Below are 22925 nucleotides of genomic sequence, written 5' to 3' on the forward strand. Positions count from 1 at the left end.
GCCCTCCTCACATATGGGGAACGTTGTCGGGGATCTCGTAGAACGTCGGGTGGCGATAGACCTTGTCGCCGCTGGGCGCGAAGAACGGGTCCTTCTCCGACGGGCTCGACGCGTGGATGTCGGCCGAGGCGACAACCCAGATGCTGACGCCCTCGTTGCGGCGGGTGTACAGGTCGCGGGCGCGGTGCAGGGCCATGTCGCGGTCGGCGGCGTGCAGCGAACCGACGTGCACATGGTTCAGGCCACGCTTGCCGCGGATGAACACCTCCCACAGCGGCCAGGTGACATCGGTGGTGGGACTGGGATTGTCGGGGCTGGTCGACATCAGGCGATCTCCTCGCGGTGACGGTTGGCAAAGGCGGTGGCGGCGGCGCGGACCCAGGCGCCGTCCTCGTGGGCGGCGCGGCGGTGGGCGAGTCGGCGGGTGTTCTCCGGGCCGTTGCCGGAGACGACGGCCATGAACTCGTCCCAGTCGGGGGAGCCGAAGTCGTAGTGGCCGGTCTCGGAGTTCCATTGCAACTCGGGATCGGGGAAGGTGACGCCGAGGGCATCGGCCTGCGGGACGCTCATGTCGACGTACTTCTGTCGCAGTTCGTCATTGGTGTGCCGCTTGATCCGCCACTGCATGGACTGCTCGGTGTTGGGTGACTGGTCGTCGGGCGGGCCGAACATCATCAGCGACGGCCACCACCAGCGGTTCACGGCGTCGGCCACCATCGCACGCTGGTCGTCGGTGCCGCGCATCATCGTCATCAACAGTTCGTAGCCTTGGCGCTGATGGAACGACTCCTCCTTGCAGACCCGGATCATCGCGCGCCCGTAGGGCCCGTAGGAGCTACGGCACAGCGGCACCTGATTGCAGATGGCGGCGCCGTCGACCAGCCAGCCGATCACCCCGACGTCGGCGAAGGTCATCGTCGGATAGTTGAAGATGGACGAGTACTTCTGCCGGCCGGAGATCAGCTTCTCGGTCAGGTCCGTGCGGTCGGCGCCGAGGGTCTCGGCGGCCGAGTAGAGGTAGAGGCCGTGCCCGGCCTCGTCCTGGATCTTGGCCATCAGGATCGACTTGCGGCGCAGCGACGGGGCACGGGTGAGCCAGTTGCCCTCCGGCTGCATGCCGATGATCTCCGAGTGGGCGTGCTGGGCGATCTGACGGATGAGGCTGGCGCGATACTTCTCGGGCATCCAGTCGCGCGGTTCGATGCGCTGATCGTGGTCGATGGTGGTCTGAAAATCCGCGGCGAGTGCGGATTCGGTGGCTGGGCTGGCCATACGACTTCCTTCCATAACCGAATATTCGGTCGGTAATTGGATTATGCCCGTGTCGGCGATCACACGCAAGGGGCTACCTCGTGGTGATCACCGAACGGCTGGTGACACGGTCAGGAACCGGTGAAGACCGGCTTGGACTTGGCCAGGAACGCCTCGACGGCGGCGCTGTGGTCGCGGGTGGCACCGAGCGATTCCTGGGCTGCGCGTTCGCCCTCGAGTGCGTCGTCGAGGGTGGCGGAGGGGAGGTGGAGCAGTGCCTTGACCTCGCGGTAGGCCGCGGTCGGACCCGTGGCGAGACGGGTGGCCAGGGCGGTCGCCTGCTCCCGGAGTTCCGCGTCGGGCACCACGCGGTGGACGAGGCCCCAGGTCAGGGCGTCGGCGGCGCCGAAGCGGTCGCCGAGCATGAGCAGTCCGGCCGCGCGTGACGGGCCGACCGCTTTGGCCAGCGTGTAGGACAGGCCGCTGTCGGCGGCCAGGCCGATGCCGGTGAACGCGGTGGCGTAGGTCGACGAGTCGCCGGCCACCCGGATGTCGGCGACCAGGGCGATGCCCAGCCCCGCGCCCACGCACGCACCGTTGATGCCGGCGATCACCGGGACGCGTAGGCCGGCGAGCGCCCGAATCAGCGGGTTGTAGTCGGCGCCGACGGTGGCCATCGCGGTGGATGGGTCGGCGCGCAGTCCCTCGACGTGTTCGCCGAGATCCTGGCCGACGCAGAAGTTCTTGCCGTCGGCCACGAGCAGCACCGCGCGCACCGACTCGTCGTCGGCGACGGCCCGCACGTGGGACAGGAGTTCGTGTTTGAGGGCGCGGTCCAGCGCGTTGGCGGCCGTCGCGCGCGTCAGTGAGATGGTGGCGAGGCCGTCGGTGATCTCGAGGGTTGCTGCGGTGGGCTGATCAGTGGTCATCGGGATGCCTTTCCGTCGGTCCAAGAGTAGAAGCCCTGCCCGGTCTTGCGGCCGAGTTCGCCGCGGGCGACCTTGTCGCGCAACAGCTGGGGCGGTGTGAAGCGATCGCCGAGGGTGGCGGCGAGGTGTTCGGCGACGGCCAGCCGGATGTCGAGGCCCACCAGGTCGGTCGAGCGCAGTGGGCCCATCGGATGGCGGTAGCCGAGTTCCATGGCGCGGTCGATGGATTCGGCGTCGGCGACACCCTCCTCCAGCATCCGGATCGCCTCGAGGCCCAGATGGACGCCGAGGCGGCTGGTGGCGAAGCCGGGGGAGTCGTTGACCACGATCGCGGTCTTGCCCAGCGCGTCCACCCAGGCCGTGGCCTGCGCGATGGTGGTCTCGGCGGTCTGCTTGCCGCGGACCAACTCGACCAGACTCGACGCGGGCACCGGGTTGAAGAAGTGCATACCCAGGAACCGAGCCGGTTCCGGTGTGGCGGTCGACAATTCGCCGATGGGCAGGGAGCTGGTGTTGCTGGCGATGACTGTATCGGACTTGACCCGACCGCCGACATCGGTCAGGACCGCCAACTTGAGGGCCGTGTCCTCCGGGACGGCCTCCACGACGAGGGTGCTATCCGCCGGGATCGCGCCGGGCGCGTCCACCGTGGACACGCGGGCGGCGACGACATCGGGGTCGTCGTCGAGTTTCCCGCGTTCGGCGGCCCGCTGCAGTCCGGTGCGGACGCGATCGAGGGCGCCTACCGGATCCCGGGTCTCGGCGATCACCACCGACGACCCGAGGGCGGCAAACGACTGGGCGATACCGGCACCCATCCGTCCGCCGCCGATCACCGCGACGGACTCGGGGATGTTCGCTGCTGGATTGCTCACTTCTTCCTCTCCAAGAATGCGGTCATGCGGTCCTGTTTGTCGGATGTCTCGAACAATACGGCTTGGATGATGTCTTCGGACACGATCTGACGAGACTGACTTGCCAAGGCCGACTTGGTCATTCGCAGCGCCAAGGGCGACGAGGCGGCGATGCGGTCGAGAAGGGCATGGGCGGCCGGCAGGAGGTCGTCGGCGGCGACCACTTCGGCGACCAGGCCGTGACGGTGGGCGTCGTCGGCGGTGAGGATGCGGGCGCCGAGCAGAATCTGGCGTGCCACCGATCCGCCGACCAGATCGGGCAGGCGGTAGGTGGCGCCGGCGGCAGCGAGAATGCCGAGACCGGGCTCCGGGTTGCCGAACCGGGCCGTGGGAGTGGCGATCCGGATGTCGCAGGCATAGGCGAGTTCGGCGCCGCCGCCGAGCGCATACCCGTTGACCGCCGCCACCGTCGGCAACGGCAGTGCCGCGATCCGGTCGAACAGGGTGCGGTTGATCCCGGCCAGTGCGTCGTCGCGGCGGCGGTCACGGAGCTGGCCGATGTCGGCGCCGCCGGCGAAATGGTCACCGGCACCGTGGATGAGCAGCGGTCGCGGATCGGCCTCGATCAGCGAACACACGTCGTGGAGTTCCGCGATCATCTCGGCGGTGATGGCGTTCCGGGACGCCGGGCGATCCAGGGTGAGCACCACCCGGTCGGTGAGTTCGTTGATCGTGATCGACGACGATTTCGTCAGCATGCAGCCTCCAATTACCGAACATTCAGTCGGTAACTGTAGCCGAGTCGGGACCTTTTGCCTAGTCGGTGCGTGCCGCGATCTGACAAGATTGACCCATGACGACTGCCCGCCGTGTCCGCCGCACCGGTCAGCCCGGCCGACCGGGCTACGATCTCGACTCCCTGCTGTCGGTGGCGGTCAAGGTGTTCAACGAGCGTGGGTACGACGGCACCAGCATGGAGGTGCTCGCCGAACGCCTCGGCCTGTCCAAGAGCTCGATCTACCACCACGTCTCGGGCAAGAGTGAACTCCTCGAGCTGGCGCTCGGACGTGCCCTCAATGCGCTGTTCGCCATCACCACCGAGTCGAAGACCACCACCGGTCCTGCCATCGACCGGTTGGAGCACCTGGTCAGGCGCAGTATTGAGGTGCTGGTTGCGGAGTTGCCGTACGTCACTCTGCTACTGCGGGTGCGCGGCAACTCCAAGGTGGAGCGCGACGCGCTGGCCCGGCGGCGAGAGTTCGACGAGTTCGTCTCCGGGCTCGTCGGCGAGGCCGCCGATGAAGGTGACCTCACCCCGGGGATCGATCCGCACCTGACCGCGCGCCTGCTGTTCGGCACGGTCAACTCGATCATCGAGTGGTATCGGCCGCGTGGCGGCAACAGTGCCGAGGAACTCGCCGACGCGGTCATCGCGCTGACCTTCTCCGGCATGCGCGCCTGAGGCGTCTCCGTCTCGTCCGTTGACGGGCACCCTTGACATCCACGGAGTGTCCGGCCATCGTAATTACTGACCGAATGGTTGGTTTGGACGGAGATGATGTGAGTTCACTGTTGCAGAGCTATGTCGCGGGCCGCTGGGTCAGCGCGACCGACGATGGGACGGCGCTGCGCAGCGCCGTCGACGGAACCGAGGTGGCACGGATCTCGGCCACCGGGATCGACCGGGCCGCCATGGTCACCCACGCCCGCGAGGTCGGCGGTCCGGCGTTGGCGCAGCTGACTTTTCACGAGCGTGCGCTGGCGCTCAAGGCGTTGGCGCTGGCCCTGATGGAACACAAGGACGAGTTCTACGCGCTCTCGACCGCCACTGGTGCCACCGCGCGCGATTCGGCGATCGACATCGACGGCGGATTCGGCACCCTGCTCAGCTACGCGAGCAAGGCGCGTCGCGAATTGCCCAACGACACCGTGCATCTCGACGGCGACGTCGAGCAGTTGGGTAAGCGGGGGACCTTCGTCGCGCGACACATCCACACCAGTCGCCGCGGTGTCGCGGTGCAGATCAACGCCTTCAACTTCCCGGTGTGGGGTTTCCTGGAGAAGCTCGCCCCCGCCTTCATCGCCGGTGTGCCTTCGATCGTCAAACCTGCCAGCGCCACCGCGTACCTCACCGAGCAGGTGTTCCGGCGGATCGTCGAATCGGGCGTCTTGCCCGAGGGGTCGGTCCAATTGCTGTGCGGCAGTGCGGGAGATCTCCTCGATCAGCTCGACGGCCAGGACTCGGTGGCGTTCACCGGCTCCGCCGACACCGCGGCCCGGCTGCGCGCCCATCCGGTGGTCGTCGGTCGGTCCGTGCACTTCACCGCGGAAGCCGACTCGTTGAACGCGTCGGTCCTCGGTCCGGATGCCGCGCCCGGCACCGACGAATTCGATTTGTACGTCAAGCAATTGGTAGGCGAGATGACCGCCAAGGCGGGCCAGAAGTGCACCGCGATCCGGCGGGCACTGGTGCCGGCGGCGCTGATGGACGACGTCGTGGAGGCCGTGTCGGCGCGGTTGGCGAAGGTCGTCGTCGGCGACCCGAATGCCGACGGTGTCACCATGGGTGCGCTCGCGAGCATCGAGCAGCGCGACGAGGTGCGCCGCGCGGTGCGTGGCCTGGCCAAGTCGTCGACGATCGTGTTCGGCGACCCCGAGGCGAACCCCGGACCCGCCGACGGTGCGTTCCTCGGCCCGATCCTGCTGCGCTGCGACGACCGTGACGCCGCCGAACCGCACGAGATCGAGGCCTTCGGCCCCGTCGCGACCGTCATCGGGTACACCGACACCGCCGACGCGATCGACCTCGTCGCCCGCGGAGACGGCAGCCTGGTGGCATCGGTGGTCACCGCCGACACGGCCTTTGCCCGGGAACTGGTACTCGGCGTCGCCCCGTATCACGGACGCATCCTGGTGCTCAATCGCGACGACGCGAAAGAGTCCACCGGACACGGCTCACCGCTGCCGGTGCTCGTGCACGGCGGCCCCGGTCGCGCCGGTGGCGGGGAGGAACTCGGCGGCATCCGCGGCGTCCTGCACCACATGCAGCGCACCGCGGTACAGGGCACCCCGGAGGTGCTGTCGGTGGTCGGCAACACGTGGATCAACGGCGCCCCGCGCACCGTCGACGCGGTGCACCCGTTCCGGAAAGACCTGGGGCAGTTGCGCCTCGGCGACACCATCATCGCCGGGCCGCGGCAGGTCACCCGCGCCGACATCGCACACTTCGCCGAGTTCACCGGCGACACCTTCTACGCCCACACCGACGAAGCCGCGGCGAGCGCCAACCCGCTGTTCGGTGGCATCGTCGCGCACGGCTACCTCGTGGTTTCGCTGGCGGCAGGACTGTTCGTCGACCCGGCGCCGGGACCGGTGCTGGCCAACTTCGGTGTCGACAACCTGCGCTTCCTCACCCCGGTCAAAGCCGACGACACCCTGACGGTGACGTTGACCGCGAAACAGATCACCCCGCGCAGTTCCGCCGACTACGGTGAGGTTCGCTGGGATGCCCTCGTGGTGAACCAGGACGAGCAACCCGTCGCCACCTATGACGTGTTGACGCTCGTCGCGAAACCCGACAGTAGTGAAGAGGAGAATGCCTGATGACTACCCGAGTGATGGTCTGCTACGGACAGCCCGACGATCCTGCCGCCTTCGATAAGCACTACGAGTCGGTGCACATCCCGCTGGCCTCGAAGATCCCCGGCCTGCTCGACTACACCTGGGGCAAGTGCTCTGGCATGGGTGGCGATTCACCGTATTACGGTGTGGCGCAATTGGAATTCGAGTCGCCCGAGGCGATGGCGGCCGGCCTCGGATCGCCGGAGATGGAGGCCGCCGGCGCCGACGTCCCGAACTTCGCCAGCGGCGGTGCCACCCTGTTCATCGCCGAGCAGACCTCGGTGCTCGTCCGTGACGGCGGCTCATGAGCCCTGCGGTCGACAACGTCGCACCGGCCGGTGACTGCCGCATCGCCCGCGAGATGCTCGCGGGCGATGCGGCGGCCACCGCGCTCGGCATCGAACTACTGGAACTCGCACCCGGCCGCGCGGTGGTGGGCATGACCGTCACCGAAACGATGGTCAACGGCCACGACATCACCCACGGCGGATACGTCTTCCTGTTGGCGGACACCGCTTTTGCCGCGGCCTGCAACAGCCGCGACGACGCGGCGGTCGCGGCCCGCGCCGACATCCGGTTCATCGCAGCGACCCGACTCGGGGACCGGCTCATCGCGACCGCCTACGAACGAGAACGCTACGGCCGCAACGGCATCACCGATGTCACGGTGAGGCGCGCCGCCGACGACACGGTGATCGCGGAGTTCAGGGGTGACAGCAGGACCATCCCGCCGCGTCAGTAGGCGTCAGCGGTCGGTGATCGCCGACGCCGCGGCGTCGGCCCATTCCTTCCACTGCGCCGCCTGCTCCCGGAGCTTGGCGGCATCCTTGGCCTTGCCGCGTTCCTCGGCCTTACGGGCTTGATCCTCGAATTGCGCTGCCCGGTCTGCGAATTGGGCGGCACGAGCCTGCGCTTCGGGATCGCTGTTGCGCCACTGGGCGTCCTCGGCGTCGCGAATCCGCTTCTCCAAGGCGCGGGCCCGGCCCTCGAGTGATCCCATCTGGTCGCGCGGCACCTTACCGATCTCGTCCCACTTGTCGCGGAACGACCGGAACTCGCGGCGTGCGCCCTCGAGATCGCTTGCCGGATCGATGGATTTCTCGGCCTCGTCGAGAAGGGCGGTCTTGGCGGTCGCGTTGGCCGCGAACTCGTTGTCGCGCTCGGAACTCGCCGCGTTGCGCGCGGCGAAGAACACATCCTGGGCGGCCTTGAACCGTTGCCACAGTGCGTCATCGGCGTCGCGGGGGGCGCGGCCTGCCGCCTTCCACTCGGTGAGCAACTCGCGGAACTTCGCCGATGTGGGGCCCCAGTCGGTGGAATCGGAGAGTTCTTCGGCGCGCGTGATCAGCTCTTCCTTGCGCGCCTTCGCGCCGGCCCGTTCGCGGTCGAGTTCGGCGAAGTGCGCTCCGCGACGACGGTTGAACGCGTCGCGGGCCTTCGCATACCGCTTCCACAGCACATCGTCGGTCTTGCGGTCGACGCCCTTGATGGTCTTCCACTCGTCGAGGATGGCGCGCAGCCGATCCCCGGCGACCTTCCACTGCGTCGACTCGGTGCCGATCTGTTCGGCCTCGGTGGCGAGTTCCTCTTTGCGGGCGATGGCCGCCCGGCGGGTCTCCTCGCGTTCGGCCTTAATCGAATCGGCCACATCGTCGGCGCTGCCCACGATCACCGTCAGACGCGCCTCGAGTGCGGACACATCGCCGATGACCGCGGCGTTGGGCAGGTCGTCGAGGAGATGTTTGGCCGCCGCCTGCGCCTTACGCGGATCGCCCGAGCGAGCGGCGAGGCGCTCCTCGAGGATCTCCACCTCGGTGGCGAGGTCGTCGAACTTGCGGGCGAAGTGTTGCAGGCCGTCGTCGATCGTGCCGGCCTGCCAGGACCCGATCTGTCGTTCGCCGTCAGAGGTCTTGAGCCACACGACGCCCTCGACGTCGATGCGGCCGAACTTGTGTGGGTCGCCGTGCGGAACCAGAGTGGGAGTCGGTGCCACGTCGTCGGGACGGGGTCGGGGACCCGGCCGCGGGCCCGGTTTGGGGCCGGGGCGGGGAGCCGGACGCGGTGCCGGAGTGGCCGCGGCCGAGTCGTCGGTGGCGGCCTCGGGGGTGGCGGTCTCCGGGGTGACGGTCTCTGGGGTGGTCGGATCGATCGGATTCGTCATGTGCAGGTGCCCTCTCCCGCAGGTTCTGCCGCGCGTCACGGCTGCCGGTCACTCGGTCCCGGTGGTCACTTCCGCGTCGGTACGGCACCGGTCTCACCATTCAAGCAGGTCAGGGTCCGCCGTGGGGCCGCTGCGACGACATTGCATCTGTGCCTGCCGGTCTCGGTGTCGGACCCGTCGGCTAGCGTCGGGGTCGTGTTGGCCTCCGTGGTGTTCGTCCCGAGTGCTCCGTTGCTGGTGCCGGCGCTCTGCGGGCCGATGGCCCACGACGCCGAACCGATCCGGACGGCCACGCTCGCCGCGGCCGCGGAACTGGCGTCGGCGGCGCGCAGTTGGGTGGCGATCGGTGCAGGCGACGGGTCGGCGACGTCGTTCGATGCCGGGTCGGTGGGCACGTTTGCGGGTTACGGGGTGGATGTGCCGGTGACGCTGTCGGCGGGGTCCCCGATCCCTGCGGTGCGAGGCGCTAGCCGAGCCGCCCCGATCCCTGAGGTGCGAGGCGCTAGCCGAGCCACGAAGGGCCGCGCACCCTTACCACTCTCCATGCTCATCGCGGGGTGGCTGCGCGAGCAGGTGGCGGTGGAGTCGGTGCGCCCGATCGTGGTGAACCCCGACGCGACCGCCGAGGACTGTGCGCGCATCGGGGTGACGCTGGCGACCGAACTCGATGCCGACCCGGACCCGGTCGGGGTGCTGGTCGTCGGCGACGGGGCGATCTCGCTGACGGCGAAGTCCCCGGGCGGCGGTCTGCGGCCCACCGCGGTGGAATTGCAGGCGCGCCTGGACGCAGCGATCGGCGACGCAGATCTCGGTGCTCTCGCCGAACTGGACGTGGCCGAGTGCGCGACCGAGGGTGTCGGCGGTCGGGCGGCGTGGCAGGTGGCCGCCGCCCTGTGCGCAGGACGCGACGTGAAGTCCGAAAAGCTTTGTACCGAAGCACCTTTCGGTGTCGGCTACATCGTTGCGCGGTGGACGCCGCAGTGAGTGCGCACCCGCCGGTCGCGGTTGTCGGTCCCACTGCGAGTGGCAAATCCGATCTCGCGCTCGATCTCGCCGAGCACCTCGACGGCGACATCATCAACCTCGACGCGATGCAGCAATACCGCGGCATGGACATCGGTACCGCGAAGCTTCCCGTCGATGAGCGCCGCGGTATCCCGCACCATCAGATCGACGTCCTCGACGTCACCGAGACGGCCACCGTCGCGCGCTATCAGCAAGCCGCGAGCGGCGACGTCGAACGACTGCTCGCGGCCGGCCGCACACCGGTGCTGGTCGGCGGATCGATGATGTACATCCAGGGGTTGCTCGACGACTGGCGCTTCCCGGCCACCGATCCCGCGGTGCGGGCGCGCTATGAGGCGCTTCTCGACGAGATCGGGGTGGCCGCCCTGCACCGTCGGCTCGCCGAGGTCGACGCGGCGGCCGCGGCGTCGATCCTCGACACCGACGGTCGGCGGATCGTGCGGGCGTTGGAGGTCATCGAACTCACCGGGCAACCGTTCGCGGCGTCGGCGCCGGTCATCGGTGAACCGCGGTGGGGGACCCGCATCATCGCGCTCGACCGCGACACCACCGAACTCGATGACCGCATCCGCCGCCGCACCCGCCTGATGTTCGAGCAGGGACTTGTCGACGAGGTGCACGGGCTGATCGGGCACGGGCTGCGCGCGGGGGTCACTGCTCGGCGCGCCATCGGATATGCGCAGGTCCTCAGCGCGCTGGACGGGGAGTACGACGTCGCGCAGGCGGAGGAACTCACTTTCATCGGCACCCGCCGTTACGTCCGCAGGCAACGGTCCTGGTTCCGCCGCGACCACCGCATCGTGTGGCTCGACGCCGCCGATCGGCACCTGCTCGACGACGCCCGCCGCGTCGTCGAATCCTGAAGACCGCACCCCGTACGCTGGTCGCGTGGACAGCAGCCTGCGCTTCGTCAAGGGTCACGGGACCCAGAACGACTTCGTCATCCTCGCCGACCCGGCCGCCGAACTGGATCTGACCGAGTCGTTCGTGGCCGCGTTGTGCGATAGGCAACGCGGCGTCGGCGCCGACGGACTGCTGCGGGTGGTGCGCTCGTCGGCGCTCGTCGAACGTGGTGTCCTGGACGTGCTGCCCGACGGGGTGGCCCCCGACGACTGGTTCATGGACTACCGCAACGCCGACGGGTCGATCGCCGAGATGTGCGGCAACGGCGTCCGGGTCTTCGCGCACTACCTGCGCGCCACCGACCTCGTCGCCACCGACGAGTTCACCGTCGGCTCCCGGGCGGGGGCGCGCCCGGTGATCGTGCACTCGGCCGACGACGTGGACGCCGACGTGACCGTGCAGATGGGTCGGGTGCGCATCGACGGTGAATCGACCGTGCGCATCGGCGACGACCTCTACCGCGGACAGATGATCGACGTCGGCAACCCGCACCTGGCCTGCGTCGTCCCCGATCTCACCGCCGACGATCTGGCCGCCGTCGACTTCATGCTCGGCGTCGAGCTCGACGCCGAGGCCTTCCCGGCCGGTGCGAATGTCGAGATCGTCACCGCAGGCGGCCCGGCCGACGAGCAGGGGCGCCTACCGGCGGCGATGCGGGTATTCGAGCGCGGTGTGGGGGAGACCCGCAGCTGCGGGACCGGCCTCGTCGCGGCCGGTGCGGCGATCCTCGTGGCCACCGGCCAGCAGACCGGAACACTGCAGATCACCGTGCCCGGCGGGCAGGTGGAGGTCGGTATCACCGCCGACGGCGCGACCCTGCGCGGGCCGTCGAAGCTCGTCGCCGACGGCATCTTCCGGCCGGGCTGGGACGAGCCGGCCAAATAACCATGTGCTTTGCGGTCACCGAACGTGCCATCATGGATCACGTATGACCGAATCAGCAGCAACACCCATCATCGATCCCCGCGACCCCGAGGTCGTCTTCGACGACGACGACTTCGAGATGGTCTCCGACGACGAGAACACCGCCGACCCCCGGGTCCGTGGGCTCGCCGATCCCACCACCGGTGAACTCCAACTCTCCGAGCGCGCATCCCTACAGCGCGTCGCGGGGCTGTCCACCGAACTCACCGACGTCACCGAGGTCGAGTACCGCCAACTGCGGCTCGAACGCGTGGTGCTCGTCGGGGTATGGACCGAAGGCTCCGCGGCGCAGGCCAAGGCCAGCATGGCCGAACTGGCCGCGCTCGCCGAGACCGCTGGCTCCCAGGTCCTCGACGCCCTCATCCAGCGTCGATCCAAACCGGACTCGTCGACCTACATCGGTTCCGGCAAGGCCGACGAACTGCGTGAGGCCGTGCTCGCCTCCGGCGCCGACACCGTCATCTGCGACGGTGAACTCACGCCCGCGCAGCTGACCGCGCTGGAAAAGGTGGTCAAGGTCAAGGTGATCGACCGCACCGCCCTGATCCTCGACATCTTCGCTCAGCATGCCACCTCCCGCGAGGGCAAGGCGCAGGTCTCCCTCGCCCAGATGGAGTACATGCTGCCGCGGCTGCGCGGTTGGGGTGAATCCATGTCCCGGCAGGCCGGTGGCCGGGCCGGCTCCAACGGCGGTGTCGGGCTGCGTGGTCCGGGTGAGACCAAGATCGAGACCGACCGCCGACGCATCCGCGAGCGAATGGCCAAGATGCGTCGCGAGATCCGCGAGATGAAGAAGTCCCGCACGGTGATGCGGGCCGCCCGTGAACGCAACGCCATCCCGCGCCTGACCGTCGCCGGCTACACCAACGCCGGCAAGTCGAGTCTGGTCAACGCGATGACCGGATCCGGTGTGCTGGTACAGGATGCGCTGTTCGCCACACTCGACCCGACCACCCGCCGCGCCACCCTCGACGACGGCCGCGCCGTGGTGTTCACCGACACCGTCGGCTTCGTCCGGCACCTGCCGACCCAACTCGTCGAGGCCTTCCGCTCGACGCTGGAAGAGGTCGTCGACGCCGATCTGGTCCTGCACGTCGTCGACGGCGCGGATCCATTTCCCGCCGAACAGATTTCGGCGGTGCGACAGGTGATCAACGAGATCGTCGCCGAGGAGAAGGTGGCACCTCCGCCAGAGTTGTTGGTGATCAACAAGATCGACGCGATCGACGGTCACCGGATGACCGAGCTGCGCGGCGCCTTCGGTGACGCGGTGTTCGTGTCCGCGCGCACCGGCGAGGGACTGCCCGAGCTGTTCGACCGCATCCGCGAGTTCGTCGGACGCGCAGATGTCGAGCTAACCATCGACGTGCCCTACACCCGAGGCGATCTCGTCTCCCGCATCCACGAAGAGGGCGAGGTGCTCTCGGCCGAGCACACCGCCGACGGCACCCGCATGACGGTGCGGGTACCGCGGGCGTTTGCCGGGCAGCTCGAGGAACTGGCGATCACGTAGTCGCCACCACTAGCGGCTCGGGCTCCCGCAACCCCGTCGACAATGCCAGCGCCACCAGTGGGATCAGCCCGAGGACGACGAACACCGCCGGCGTGCCATGCCGGTCCGCGATCCACCCCAGGATCGGCATGAACAGTCCGCCGGCGCTGACCGCGAGCCCGAGGGTCACCCCGGCCGCGGTGCCCGGCCGGTTCGGCAGATAATCCTGACCGAGTTTCACCAGCACCGCGAACGGGATGTTGGTGGCCAGACCGACCAGGAAGACCAGCGGCAGCGCGGCAATGGCGCTCTGGCAGGCCAACATGGCGAACAGTGCGGGGATCACCGCGAGGTTGCCGATCTGCACGGTGCGGACCATGCCGAACCGATCGCCCAGCCGTCCGCCGAGCAGGGTGCCGGCGACGCCGCCGACCAGTTGCAGGGTCAGCGCGAAACCGGCCAGGCCGCTCGTCGCACCCAGGTGGCGAATCCAGTACAGGGCCACAAAGGTGTTGATGCCGAACGAGATCGTCGAGCGCACGACCTCGACGGCGGTCAGTGTGCCGAACATGCCCCAGCGATCCCGTCCACCGGAGCCCATCGCCGCGCGAGTGTGCGCGTGCACCCGTCGTTGGGCCCGCCACAACACCCACGCCATCAACACGGCCGGCGGAATGAACACGGCGGTCGCACCGACACCCCACGCGTCGAGAGCGGGCGTCGCCAGCGCCGGGGCGAGGAAGAACCCGACGCTGCCGCCCGCTGCGAAGTAGCTCATCGCGCCTGCGCTGTCACCGGCGACGACCCGTGCGTCGCGTCCGGCCGGCGGATGGAACATCGCGACCCCGAAACCCGACAGCAGCAACAGGGTCCACACCGCCGCGTATGTGCCGGCCACTCCCGACAACCCCGCACCGATACCAGCCAGAGCCAGCCCGAGCGGTGACATCCACACCATGCGGCGCTTGTCGGCGATGGCGCCGATCAGGATCTGCGGCAGCGCACTGCCCAGCGTGGCCGCGAGCGCGAGACCCGATGCAGCCGTGTAGGAGTAGTGCCGTTCGAGGACGAAGAACGGGACCGCGGCGGGTACCAGCCCCTGGTAGAAGTCGTCGACCATGTGCGCGGTGGCCCACAGTCGCATGCGCCGCCAGCCCGATGGGGTGGCGGTCGCCTCGTGCTCGGCGGTGTCGCCCCCAGCTGTGTCGTCGTCAACGCTCATGGCAGACGATGCTGCCGCGTGAACCGGCTTGCTGTCTTCCGATATTCTGTCAACTCATGTCGGATAACCGCCACCACGAGGTTGCGCCCACCCAAACCTCGGTGCGGGCGGCGGGCGAGATCGTCGACCGGCACCGGCACGACGACGATCAGCTGATCTACGTCAGCAGCGGGGTCATCGCGGTGCAGACCGACGCCGGGCACTGGGTGGCGTCGTCGAACCGCGCCGTATGGGTGCCGGCCGGTGTCTGGCATCAACATCGGTTCCACGGCTCGAGCGACTTCCACACCGTCGGGTTCCTGACCGGCGATCGGGTCCTCGACGCCGCCGGGCCGGCCGTCATCTCGGTGACGCCCCTGGTGCGGGAGCTGGTGATCGCCTGCACCGACACCTCCTTGGGCGACCCGGAACTCGGGCGTATCCGTGCGGTGCTGCGCGACCAACTGCGCCGGGTGCCGCAGGAGCCGGTGTCGCTGCCGGCCCCGCGCGATCCGCGGCTCGCGGCAGCCTGCCTGGCGGTGATGGCGGATCTCTCGGTGCTACGCCCACTGCGAGACCTGGCCCGCGCTGCCGGAACCAGTGAACGGACCCTGGCGCGACTGTTCCGCACCGAGATGGGACTCACGTACCCGCAGTGGCGCAACACCATTCGCGTCTATCACGCGATGATCCACCTGGCCGAGGGGCGGTCGATCGCGGCGACCGCGCATCTGTGCGGGTGGGCCACGCCGAGCGCATTCATCGCCGCGTTTGGGCAGGCGACCGGACAGACACCGCGGGCCTACCAGCAGATGAGTGCTGGTAGGCCCGCGGTGCGATGAGGTCGTCGACTAGTCGGCGTCGAGATCCTTCGCGACGAGTCCGGCGATCTTGTCGAGGGTGTTCTGATCCTCGGCGGTGATGACCACCTTGGTGCCCTTCTCGGCGCCGAGGGTCATGATCATCAACGCCGACCCGGCGTCCACCGGATCGCCACCCTCGAGACCGATGGTCACCTCGCTGCCGGCCTCGGCAGCCGCCTCGGCGATGATCGTCGCGGGTCGGGCGTGCAGTCCGACGGCCGAACCGACGGTGACGGTGGTGCTGGGCATGGTCGCTCCTTCTGGTGTGTGGGACGTGCTTGTACTCAACCTAGCGAATCAGGCTCAGGCGGGTACGGTTTCGAGCTCGGGCGCCACCACGGCGTCCTTGCGGGTGTGTCCGACCTGCTTGGCCGCGATCACCAGGACGGCCGAGAGCACCGTGCCGGCCGCCAGTGCGACGAAGAACAGGAACCAGTGGTTCATCGTGAAGAACACGAAGATACCGCCGTGCGGAGCGCGCTGGGTGACCCCGAACGCCATGATCAGGGCGCCGGAGAGAGCGCCACCGGCCATCATCGACGGAATCACCCGGAACGGATCGGTCGCCGCGAACGGGATCGCACCCTCGGAGATGAACGACGCACCGAGCAGCCAGGCCGCCTTGCCGTTCTCGCGCTCCGGCTCGGTGAACAGGCCGGGGCGCAGGACGGTGGCCAGTGCCAGCGCCAGCGGCGGAACCATGCCGGCGCACATGACCGCGGCCATGATCTCCAGCTGTGCGGTACCGGCGATCGCGAGGCCCGCGGTGGCGAACAGGTAGGCCGCCTTGTTGACCGGGCCACCGAGGTCGAAGCACATCATCAGGCCGAGCACGATGCCCAGGATGATCTTGGACCCGCCGGACATGCTGTTGAGACCGTTGGTCATCTCGGTGGTGACCCATGCCAGCGGCTTGCCGAGCAGCATGTAGAGCAAGGCACCGACCACGAGGCTGCCCAGCAGCGGGATGATCACCACCGGCATCAGACCACGTGCCCACTGCGGCAGCTTCAGTCGTGAGATCCACAGGCAGACGAATCCGGCGATCAGACCGCCGACCAGACCGCCGATGAAGCTTGCGCCGACCGCGACCGATACCAGGCCGGCCACGAAACCGGGGGCGATACCGGGCCGATCGGCAATGGCGAACGATATGTAGCCCGCCAGCACGGGCACGAGCATGCCCATCGCCAGACCACCGATCGCGAACAACACCGCGCCGATGTACTGGCCCAGGCCACCCGGTGGTAGATCCCAGAGACTGAAGTGCAGGGCGATGAACTGGCCGTCGCTCAGCGACTTGGTCGTGTCCAGGGTCTTGTTGGCGATCTCGTATCCGCCGAGGAACGGCAGGAACGCGAGTGCGATCAGCAGGCCACCGGCCGCGACGAACGGGATCATGTAGCTGACACCGGTCATCAGGGCCTGTTGGATCTGCTTGCCCCAGCCGACGCCGCCGGCCTCGGCCGAGGCATCCGGCGCCGCGCCGCCGTCCCCGGCGGTGACCACCGTCGCGTTCGGGTTATTCGCTGCCGCAACGGCTTCGGCGATCATCTTGTCGGGCTCGTTGATTGCGCGCTTGACACCGGAGGCGATCACCGGCTTGCCGTGGAAGCGTTCCTTGCCCTTGACCCCGACGTCGGTCGCGAAGATCACCGCGTCGGCGTTGGCGATGACGTCCGAGGCGAACGGGGTGGTGGCCGACGATCCCTGCGTCTCGACGTGGAAATCGACATCGGCACGTTCGGCGGCGTACTTCAGCGCATCGGCGGCCATGTAGGTGTGCGCGATGCCGGTGGGGCAGGCGGTGATCGCGACGACCGACGGACGCTTGCCACCCGCGGTCGCCCCGGTGGTCGAGGCCGCCGCACCTGCCGCGGCCGGGGCGGCGACCGCGGTGGCCGCCGCTGCGGTGGTCGTGGCGGTGGAGCTCGTGGCCGGTGCCGGGTTGATGGCCTCCTCCACGAGTTCGACGATGCGCTCGTCGCTGTCCGCGGCACGCAGCTCGGCGACGAAGTCCGGCCGGACGAGGGCGCGGGCGAGGGCACTGAGCAGCTTCATGTGTTCGCTCGCGCCGCCTGCGGGGGCGGCGATGAGGAACACGATGTCGGCCGGTCCGTCGGGGGCGCCGAAGTCGACCTTGTTCGACAGGCGGGCCATCGCGAGGCTGGCGTCACCCACGGACTCGGCGCGGGCGTGCGGGATGGCGATGCCGCCGGGCAGTCCGGTGGCGGATTTGGCCTCGCGAGCGAGGGCCGCGCGGGTGAGCTCGGCCGGGTCGCTGGTGCGGCCGGCTGCCGCGAGCGCATCGGCGAGATACCCGATCACGGCCGCTGGGTCGTTGCCCGCGTCGACGTCGAGACTCACCGTCTGCGGCGAGATGATCTGTGTGGTCATCGGTTTTCCTTTTCCGTGGGGGAGAAGTCGGTGGGGTTGTCGGGGTGCTGCGGTGTCATCGGACCGGGGCGGCTCCTGAGAGATCGGTGATCCGCACGCCGTCGAGATCGAGTTGGTCGGGGGAGGGAGGTTGCGTGCCGGCCAGCGCTGTTGCGGCCGAGCCGTAGGCCACCGCGGTACGCAGGCGATCGGGTTCGGCGTCGCCACGGGTCTCGGCGATCAGGTAGCCGGCCAGCGAGGAGTCGCCGGCGCCGACGGTGCTGCGCGGCACGATCGGCGGGGGCGTGGCGAACCAGGTGCCGGCATCGGTGATGAGCATTGCGCCGGCCGCGCCGAGGGTGGCCAGGATCGCGGCGCCGGTGCGCTCGACCAGCGTGCGGGCCGTGTCGACCAGCGGTTCGTAGTCGCCCCGGCTCGTCGCGGAGACGAGGACATCCGGATCGGTGCCGGTCGCGGCGGCGAGTTCCTCGTCGTTGGGCTTGAGGAGATCGACCCGGCCGGTCACCGTGGCCGCGAGCGGAGAACCTGATGTGTCGACCGCGATCCGGCACTCCAGTCCGGCGAGCTCGTCGATGACGGTGCGATACCAGGAATCGGGCAGTCCCGGTGGGAGCGAACCGCACAGCGCGACCCAGGCGGCGCCCTGCGCGTGCTCGACGACGAGGTCGGTCAGACGTCGGGCCGCGGCGGCGTCGAGGGCGACACCGGGCGCGTTCAATTTGGTGGTCGTACCGTCGGGGTCGGCGATGGTGATGTTGGAGCGGACCTCCCCGTCGGTCGGCATCGCCACATACGGCAGGGCGACGTCGTCGAGGGCGGCCAGCAGCGGATCACCGACCCGCGCGGGCAGAATCGCGCGGGTGGCCAGGCCCGCCTGCGCGACCACGCGGGCCACGTTGACGCCTTTGCCGCCGGGCTCGGCGCGCACCGCGACGGCGCGCTGCACCTCGCCGTGGTGCAGCGGGGAGGCGAGTTCCAGCGTGCGGTCCAGGCTGGGGTTGGCGGTGACGGTCAGGATCATCGGGCTGCTCTCGGTCATGCGATCACCATTTCGATGCCGCGGGCGGACAGGGCGGCCGAGGTGGCGGGGTCGATCCCGGAATCGGTGATCAGTACGTCCACATCGGCCAGATCGGCAAACGAGGACAGATCCTCGCGCTCCAATTTTGATGAATCAGCAAGTACCACAACACGATTGGCGACCTTGACGATCATCGACTTGATCGCGGCCTCGTCCGGGTCGGGGGTGGAGAGTCCATGCGCTTCGCTGATGCCGTTCGCGCCGACGAAGGCCGTCGACACCCGCAGACGGGCGAGTGCGCTGGTCGTCTCCGAACCCACGCTCGCCTGGGTCAGTCCGCGTACGCGGCCGCCCAGGATGTGCAGATCGGCGGCGCCGTCGCCCGCGAGTGCGGCGGCGATCGGGATGCTGTGGGTGATCAGGGTGAGCCGACGGTCACGCGGAAGGGTGAGTGCGGCCTGGTAGGTGGTGGTCCCGGCGTCGAAGAACACCGATCCGCCGTCGGGCGGCAGAAAGCGTGTCGCGGCCCGGCCGATCGCCGCCTTCTCCTCGGTGTGGCTGCTCTGCCGCTCGTCGATGCCCTGTTCACCGAGGATCTCGGTGGTGCCGGAGCGGACGGCGCCGCCGTGGACGCGCTGGAGGTGGCCGGCCCGCTCCAGGCTGGCCAGATCACGGCGCACGGTCTCGCTGGTGACGTCGAAACGAGAGGCCAGTGCCGCCACCGACGCGCGACCGTGGGTCCGAACCTGCTCGGCGATGGCTTGTTGTCGTTCTTCGGCGTACACGTGGCCTCCTCTCTGTTGGTTTATGTGGTTTTTGATGTTGCTATGTCTTTGTTTACGCCTGTTTGTGTGGAGAAGTCAAGGATTTCCTGTAACTTGATTCACAGAAGATGCTTTTCGACACCACATGGCACACCGGGATGCGCGGGCGGTTCACCGACGCGAAGGGATGTCCGTGTGGTCGTATTGACAGGTGGCCGCAACCGGCCGACCAACGAATGTGAGAAAGGGTGCTGCGGTGGGTCAGACACAGGTACTGAACGGAACTCCGGTGGTCAGCGGAAAGGCCTACGGTCCCGCGGTCTGGCCGGGTGAACGGCCCGTCTACGACCCCGAAGCGATGGCGTCGACGATCGCCGAGGAGGAGCGCGAGGTCGAGTCGAGACGCTTCACCGACGCTGCCGCGGCCGTCGCCGGCCGGCTGCGCGATCGGGCGTCACACGCCTCCGGCGCTGCCGCCGAGGTGCTCACCGCCACCGCCGGACTCGCGGAGGACCGCGGCTGGGTGGGGGCGACCACCGCGCTGATCAAGAAGGGCACGCCGGCGCCGGCGGCGGCCATCGCGTCGACGGAACAGTTCGTCGAGATGTTCACCAAGGTGGGCGGCCTGATGGCCGAGCGGGTCACCGACCTCAAGGACGTGCGCGATCGGATCGTCGCCGAGTTGCTGGGCGTTCCCGAACCAGGAGTACCCGAACCCGACGTCGCATCGGTGCTGCTGGCCGACGACCTCGCGCCCGCGGACACTGCGGGACTGGACCCGGCCTTGATCATCGCGCTGGTGACCCGGCTCGGCGGACCCACCAGCCATACCGCCATCATCGCCCGCCAGTTGGGTATCCCGTGTGTGGTCGCGGTATCCGGCCTCACCGATGTCCCGGTCGGCGCTCCGGTGCTGGTCGATGGCACGGCCGGCACCATCGAGGTGTCCCCGGACGAGGCGACCGCGGTCGCCGCAGTCGAACAGAGCCGTAAAGAGGCCGAGGCGGTCAAGTCGTGGACGGGACCCGGTCGAACCTCCGACGGTCATGAGGTGCTGGTGGTGGCCAACGTCGCCGACGGGGCGTCGGCCCGCACGGCGACGTCGTTCCCGGTGGAAGGTGTTGGCCTGTTCCGCACCGAGTTGGCGTTCCTCGATCGGCCGGACGAACCGTCGGTGGAGGAGCAGACGGCGCTCTACAAAGAGGTTCTCGACGCGTTCGACGGCCAGAAGGTGGTCATCCGGACCCTGGACGCCGGCTCGGACAAGCCGCTGAAGTTCGTCACGAAGCTCGACGAGCCGAATCCGTCACTCGGCGTGCGCGGCAACCGTATTGCCACCGACAACCCGCAGATCCGCGAACATCAGCTCGACGCCATCGCCGCCGCAGGCAAGGCCAGCGGCAACACGCCGTGGGTGATGGCACCGATGATCGCGACGCCGGCCGAAGCCGCCGAGTTCGCGGCGCAGGTCCGGGAGCGCGGCATGATCGCCGGCGTGATGGTCGAGGTCCCGGCCGCGGCCATCTTGGCCCCCGCGATCCTGGCCGAGGTCGACTTCGTCTCGATCGGCACCAACGATCTGACGCAGTACACGATGGCCGCCGACCGCATGTCGCCGGAGCTTGCCGGGCTCACCGACCCGTGGCAACCCGCGGCGCTGCACCTCATCCACAGTGTGGGGCAGGCGGGCGTCGCGGCAGGCAAATCGGTCGGTGTGTGCGGTGAGGCAGCTGCCGATCCGCTCCTCGCGTGCGTGTTGGTGGGCCTCGGCGTGAACTCGCTCTCGGCCGCGCCGGCCGCGTCCGCGGCCGTTGGTGCACGGCTGTCGGGCGTCACTCTCGACCAGTGCCGAAAAGCCGCCGAGGCCGTGCTGGCCACCACCGATCCGGTGGCCGCACGGGCCGCCGCCACCGCCGCGCTGGCGGACTGACCCCGGGGCCGGGAATGATGCGGCGGGTGCCGGGCCGGTGGCTCAGACCCGCCGCATCACCGTGACGACCTTGCCCAGGATCGCCGCGTCGTCGCCGGGGATCGGCTCGAACAGGGCGTTGTGTGGCATCAGCCAGATGTGCCCGTTCTTGCGCTTGAACGTCTTGACGGTGGCCTCGCCATCGATCATCGCGGCGACGATGTCGCCGTTGTCGGCGACGCTCTGCTGACGCACCACCACCCAATCCCCGTCGCAGATCGCCGCGTCGATCATCGACTCGCCGACCACCTTCAACAGGAACAGCGATCCCTCGCCGACCAATTCGCGGGGCAGCGGAAAGACGTCCTCCACTGCTTCTTCGGCGAGGATCGGGCCGCCTGCCGCAATCCGTCCGAGCACCGGCACGAACGCCGGGGTCGGCAAGGGCGTGCCGTCGGCCGCAGCGCTGCCACCCGGCGGGTTGTTGTGCTCGCCGTCGGAGATGTTCACCGCGCGCGGCCGATTGTGGTCGCGCTTGAGGAGACCTTTGCGCTCGAGTGTGCGCAGTTGATGGGCCACCGACGACGTCGAGGTGAGCCCCACCGCGTCGCCGATCTCGCGGATGCTCGGCGGGTACCCGCGCTCACGCACGGATTGCCGGATGTAGTCGAGCACTCCGCGCTGGCGCGGGGTCAGGGATGCCTCGGCGGTCTCCGGGTCCTGGGCGCCGGCCGCCGGGCCGGTGGTGGCCTGGCCGGTATGCCGGGCGTCGTGCCCGCCGGACTTGTTGCTCATCGGTGAGTCCTTCCTCTCGGTCGGGAACTGGTTCGGGTTGCGAAACGGCTGGTCGTTCGAGTGGTACAGCGCCGACAGTAGCCGAAGTCACCGACATGTTCAAACATGTGTTCGAGGTGTTTTGCGGTTTGTCGCGACTTTGTCGGAGGGGCGTGCTAAAACTCGAACATACGTTTTATCGATCACGTGTTCGACGTTCACGTGTTCGAACCGACACCCTCCGGAGGACACCATGAGCACCGCCACCATCACCCGCACCGCAGCCCCGACCAGCTCCGCAGCTCTTACCGGTACCGCCGCCCCGAAGGGTCGCGTGCGCGCCACCAGGGTCGGTGATCGCCCGGTGCGGGGAGTCGAACCCGCGTTCGGTCGTCCGGCAGACGGACGGCCGCTCGGCCCGCTGCCCGCGACGCCGCGGGTGCGGGGCAGCCGGTGCGCGGCCCCGGCGTCGAGTCTGCGCGCGTCACAGCAGGCGGGTGCGGTGGCAGAGCCCCGCCCGACCGTCGCCCGCCGGGTCTACGCCCGCCGCCGCGCCGCAGCCGTGGCCGTGCTGGTCGGCGTGGCGCTCGCCGGGCTGGTGTGGGTGGTCGCGATCGTCGGTTCCGGCTACGCCGCGTCGGTCGCGCCCGCACCCATCGGCACCGAGGTGGTGCACGTGCGGTCGGGCGATTCGCTGACGTCGATTGCCGAGCGGATCGCCCCCGACGTGCCGCGGCAGGCCGTCATCGACGAGATCGTGGCCCGCAACGACCTGTCCGGCGCCGGACTGCATGTGGGGCAGGCGCTGGTCGCGCCCGCGTACCGGTGACGCGTG

At 68.9% G+C, this 22925-nt stretch carries 23 protein-coding genes; 11 read left to right on the forward strand and 12 right to left on the reverse strand.

Annotated elements, in window-relative coordinates:
- Positions 1 to 7: 7 nt before the first annotated feature.
- From paaB to AAFP30_RS26345, 5 genes are all read right to left on the reverse strand, one after another.
- Positions 8 to 325 (reverse strand): 1,2-phenylacetyl-CoA epoxidase subunit PaaB, encoded by a 318-nt coding sequence (gene paaB, locus AAFP30_RS26325; RefSeq protein WP_419233007.1) that lies wholly within the window; start codon positions 323 to 325, stop codon positions 8 to 10.
- The gene (gene paaA / locus AAFP30_RS26330; RefSeq protein WP_419233008.1) at positions 325 to 1272 is read right to left on the reverse strand and encodes a 1,2-phenylacetyl-CoA epoxidase subunit PaaA; all 948 of its coding nucleotides are present in this window, start codon (positions 1270 to 1272) and stop codon (positions 325 to 327) included. The genes paaB and paaA overlap by 1 nt, the downstream gene beginning before the upstream one ends.
- 110 nt (positions 1273 to 1382) lie before the next feature.
- Positions 1383 to 2180 (reverse strand): enoyl-CoA hydratase/isomerase family protein, encoded by a 798-nt coding sequence (locus AAFP30_RS26335; protein WP_419233009.1) that lies wholly within the window; start codon positions 2178 to 2180, stop codon positions 1383 to 1385.
- Complete coding sequence (locus AAFP30_RS26340) at positions 2177 to 3055, reverse strand: 3-hydroxyacyl-CoA dehydrogenase family protein (RefSeq protein ID WP_419233010.1); 879 nt, start codon at positions 3053 to 3055, stop codon at positions 2177 to 2179. The genes AAFP30_RS26335 and AAFP30_RS26340 overlap by 4 nt, the downstream gene beginning before the upstream one ends.
- On the reverse strand, positions 3052 to 3792 hold the full coding sequence (locus tag AAFP30_RS26345; RefSeq protein WP_419233011.1) for an enoyl-CoA hydratase/isomerase family protein: 741 nt from the start codon (positions 3790 to 3792) through the stop codon (positions 3052 to 3054). Before AAFP30_RS26345 ends, AAFP30_RS26340 begins: the two co-directional genes overlap by 4 nt.
- 95 nt (positions 3793 to 3887) lie before the next feature.
- Here AAFP30_RS26345 and AAFP30_RS26350 point away from each other — a divergent pair, with 95 nt between their 5' ends.
- From AAFP30_RS26350 to paaI, 4 genes are all read left to right on the forward strand, one after another.
- Positions 3888 to 4496 (forward strand): TetR/AcrR family transcriptional regulator, encoded by a 609-nt coding sequence (locus AAFP30_RS26350; RefSeq protein WP_419233012.1) that lies wholly within the window; start codon positions 3888 to 3890, stop codon positions 4494 to 4496.
- A gap of 98 nt (positions 4497 to 4594) precedes the next feature.
- Positions 4595 to 6637 (forward strand): phenylacetic acid degradation bifunctional protein PaaZ, encoded by a 2043-nt coding sequence (gene paaZ, locus AAFP30_RS26355; protein WP_419233013.1) that lies wholly within the window; start codon positions 4595 to 4597, stop codon positions 6635 to 6637.
- Positions 6637 to 6963 (forward strand): EthD family reductase, encoded by a 327-nt coding sequence (locus tag AAFP30_RS26360; RefSeq protein ID WP_419233014.1) that lies wholly within the window; start codon positions 6637 to 6639, stop codon positions 6961 to 6963. Before paaZ ends, AAFP30_RS26360 begins: the two co-directional genes overlap by 1 nt.
- On the forward strand, positions 6960 to 7397 hold the full coding sequence (gene paaI / locus AAFP30_RS26365) for a hydroxyphenylacetyl-CoA thioesterase PaaI (protein WP_419233015.1): 438 nt from the start codon (positions 6960 to 6962) through the stop codon (positions 7395 to 7397). Before AAFP30_RS26360 ends, paaI begins: the two co-directional genes overlap by 4 nt.
- A gap of 3 nt (positions 7398 to 7400) precedes the next feature.
- On the opposite strand, the gene AAFP30_RS26370 is transcribed toward paaI, so the two are convergent.
- Positions 7401 to 8816 (reverse strand): DUF349 domain-containing protein, encoded by a 1416-nt coding sequence (locus AAFP30_RS26370; RefSeq protein WP_419233016.1) that lies wholly within the window; start codon positions 8814 to 8816, stop codon positions 7401 to 7403.
- Between the two features lie 195 nt (positions 8817 to 9011).
- Between AAFP30_RS26370 and AAFP30_RS26375 the strand changes: the two genes are divergently transcribed.
- The 4 genes from AAFP30_RS26375 (at position 9012) to hflX (ending at position 13182) form a co-directional block, all read left to right on the forward strand.
- Positions 9012 to 9800: a hypothetical protein gene (locus AAFP30_RS26375; protein WP_419233017.1), complete on the forward strand. Its 789-nt coding sequence runs from the start codon at positions 9012 to 9014 to the stop codon at positions 9798 to 9800.
- Positions 9785 to 10705, forward strand: a complete 921-nt coding sequence (miaA, locus tag AAFP30_RS26380) for a tRNA (adenosine(37)-N6)-dimethylallyltransferase MiaA (RefSeq protein ID WP_419233018.1) — start codon at positions 9785 to 9787, stop codon at positions 10703 to 10705. Before AAFP30_RS26375 ends, miaA begins: the two co-directional genes overlap by 16 nt.
- Before the next feature lie 25 nt (positions 10706 to 10730).
- Positions 10731 to 11630 carry a diaminopimelate epimerase gene (dapF, locus tag AAFP30_RS26385; protein ID WP_419233019.1) on the forward strand — a complete coding sequence of 300 codons (900 nt, stop codon included), beginning with the start codon at positions 10731 to 10733 and terminating at the stop codon, positions 11628 to 11630.
- Positions 11631 to 11748: 118 nt separating this feature from the next.
- Complete coding sequence (gene hflX / locus AAFP30_RS26390) at positions 11749 to 13182, forward strand: GTPase HflX (RefSeq protein WP_419233080.1); 1434 nt, start codon at positions 11749 to 11751, stop codon at positions 13180 to 13182.
- On the opposite strand, the gene AAFP30_RS26395 is transcribed toward hflX, so the two are convergent.
- Positions 13175 to 14305 (reverse strand): MFS transporter, encoded by a 1131-nt coding sequence (locus tag AAFP30_RS26395; RefSeq protein ID WP_419233081.1) that lies wholly within the window; start codon positions 14303 to 14305, stop codon positions 13175 to 13177. The genes hflX and AAFP30_RS26395 overlap by 8 nt on opposite strands.
- A gap of 134 nt (positions 14306 to 14439) precedes the next feature.
- On the opposite strand from AAFP30_RS26395, the gene AAFP30_RS26400 reads away from it, so the two are divergent.
- Positions 14440 to 15204: an AraC family transcriptional regulator gene (locus AAFP30_RS26400; RefSeq protein ID WP_419233020.1), complete on the forward strand. Its 765-nt coding sequence runs from the start codon at positions 14440 to 14442 to the stop codon at positions 15202 to 15204.
- Positions 15205 to 15213: 9 nt separating this feature from the next.
- Here the strand turns inward: AAFP30_RS26400 and AAFP30_RS26405 are convergent, their stop codons facing one another.
- From AAFP30_RS26405 to AAFP30_RS26420, 4 genes are read right to left on the reverse strand one after another with little or no spacing between them, the layout of a single operon-like run.
- Positions 15214 to 15474: an HPr family phosphocarrier protein gene (locus AAFP30_RS26405; RefSeq protein WP_419233021.1), complete on the reverse strand. Its 261-nt coding sequence runs from the start codon at positions 15472 to 15474 to the stop codon at positions 15214 to 15216.
- 54 nt (positions 15475 to 15528) lie between these two features.
- On the reverse strand, positions 15529 to 17622 hold the full coding sequence (locus AAFP30_RS26410) for a PTS fructose transporter subunit IIABC (RefSeq protein WP_419233022.1): 2094 nt from the start codon (positions 17620 to 17622) through the stop codon (positions 15529 to 15531).
- 55 nt (positions 17623 to 17677) lie between these two features.
- A complete protein-coding gene (locus AAFP30_RS26415) occupies positions 17678 to 18643 on the reverse strand; it encodes a 1-phosphofructokinase family hexose kinase (protein WP_419233082.1) in 966 nt (321 codons plus the stop codon).
- A gap of 14 nt (positions 18644 to 18657) precedes the next feature.
- Positions 18658 to 19428: a DeoR/GlpR family DNA-binding transcription regulator gene (locus AAFP30_RS26420; RefSeq protein ID WP_419233023.1), complete on the reverse strand. Its 771-nt coding sequence runs from the start codon at positions 19426 to 19428 to the stop codon at positions 18658 to 18660.
- 235 nt (positions 19429 to 19663) lie between these two features.
- Between AAFP30_RS26420 and AAFP30_RS26425 the strand changes: the two genes are divergently transcribed.
- Positions 19664 to 21337, forward strand: coding sequence for a phosphoenolpyruvate--protein phosphotransferase (locus tag AAFP30_RS26425; RefSeq protein WP_419233024.1), 1674 nt, complete (start codon positions 19664 to 19666; stop codon positions 21335 to 21337).
- Between the two features lie 42 nt (positions 21338 to 21379).
- Here AAFP30_RS26425 and lexA read toward each other — a convergent pair whose 3' ends face one another.
- Positions 21380 to 22111, reverse strand: a complete 732-nt coding sequence (gene lexA / locus AAFP30_RS26430) for a transcriptional repressor LexA (RefSeq protein ID WP_419233025.1) — start codon at positions 22109 to 22111, stop codon at positions 21380 to 21382.
- A gap of 232 nt (positions 22112 to 22343) precedes the next feature.
- On the opposite strand from lexA, the gene AAFP30_RS26435 reads away from it, so the two are divergent.
- On the forward strand, positions 22344 to 22919 hold the full coding sequence (locus tag AAFP30_RS26435; RefSeq protein ID WP_419233026.1) for a LysM peptidoglycan-binding domain-containing protein: 576 nt from the start codon (positions 22344 to 22346) through the stop codon (positions 22917 to 22919).
- Positions 22920 to 22925: the final 6 nt, after the last annotated feature.

The organism is Gordonia sp. CPCC 205515, from assembly GCF_048537925.1.
GTDB lineage: Bacteria > Actinomycetota > Actinomycetes > Mycobacteriales > Mycobacteriaceae > Gordonia.

Excerpts from the sequence above, each read along its gene's own strand:
- AAFP30_RS26435 (WP_419233026.1), top strand. The coding sequence starts at position 22,344 with ATGAGCACCGCCACCATCACCCGCACCGCAGCCCCGACCAGCTCCGCA.
- paaB (WP_419233007.1), bottom strand. The coding sequence starts at position 325 with ATGTCGACCAGCCCCGACAATCCCAGTCCCACCACCGATGTCACCTGG.
- AAFP30_RS26415 (WP_419233082.1), bottom strand. The coding sequence starts at position 18,643 with ATGATCCTGACCGTCACCGCCAACCCCAGCCTGGACCGCACGCTGGAA.
- AAFP30_RS26335 (WP_419233009.1), bottom strand. The coding sequence starts at position 2,180 with ATGACCACTGATCAGCCCACCGCAGCAACCCTCGAGATCACCGACGGC.
- AAFP30_RS26400 (WP_419233020.1), top strand. The coding sequence starts at position 14,440 with ATGTCGGATAACCGCCACCACGAGGTTGCGCCCACCCAAACCTCGGTG.
- hflX (WP_419233080.1), top strand. The coding sequence starts at position 11,749 with ATGGTCTCCGACGACGAGAACACCGCCGACCCCCGGGTCCGTGGGCTC.
- AAFP30_RS26395 (WP_419233081.1), bottom strand. The coding sequence starts at position 14,305 with ATGCGACTGTGGGCCACCGCGCACATGGTCGACGACTTCTACCAGGGG.
- AAFP30_RS26405 (WP_419233021.1), bottom strand. The coding sequence starts at position 15,474 with ATGCCCAGCACCACCGTCACCGTCGGTTCGGCCGTCGGACTGCACGCC.
- lexA (WP_419233025.1), bottom strand. The coding sequence starts at position 22,111 with ATGAGCAACAAGTCCGGCGGGCACGACGCCCGGCATACCGGCCAGGCC.
- AAFP30_RS26350 (WP_419233012.1), top strand. The coding sequence starts at position 3,888 with ATGACGACTGCCCGCCGTGTCCGCCGCACCGGTCAGCCCGGCCGACCG.
- AAFP30_RS26360 (WP_419233014.1), top strand. The coding sequence starts at position 6,637 with ATGACTACCCGAGTGATGGTCTGCTACGGACAGCCCGACGATCCTGCC.
- AAFP30_RS26370 (WP_419233016.1), bottom strand. The coding sequence starts at position 8,816 with ATGACGAATCCGATCGATCCGACCACCCCAGAGACCGTCACCCCGGAG.
- paaI (WP_419233015.1), top strand. The coding sequence starts at position 6,960 with ATGAGCCCTGCGGTCGACAACGTCGCACCGGCCGGTGACTGCCGCATC.
- paaA (WP_419233008.1), bottom strand. The coding sequence starts at position 1,272 with ATGGCCAGCCCAGCCACCGAATCCGCACTCGCCGCGGATTTTCAGACC.
- AAFP30_RS26410 (WP_419233022.1), bottom strand. The coding sequence starts at position 17,622 with ATGACCACACAGATCATCTCGCCGCAGACGGTGAGTCTCGACGTCGAC.
- AAFP30_RS26345 (WP_419233011.1), bottom strand. The coding sequence starts at position 3,792 with ATGCTGACGAAATCGTCGTCGATCACGATCAACGAACTCACCGACCGG.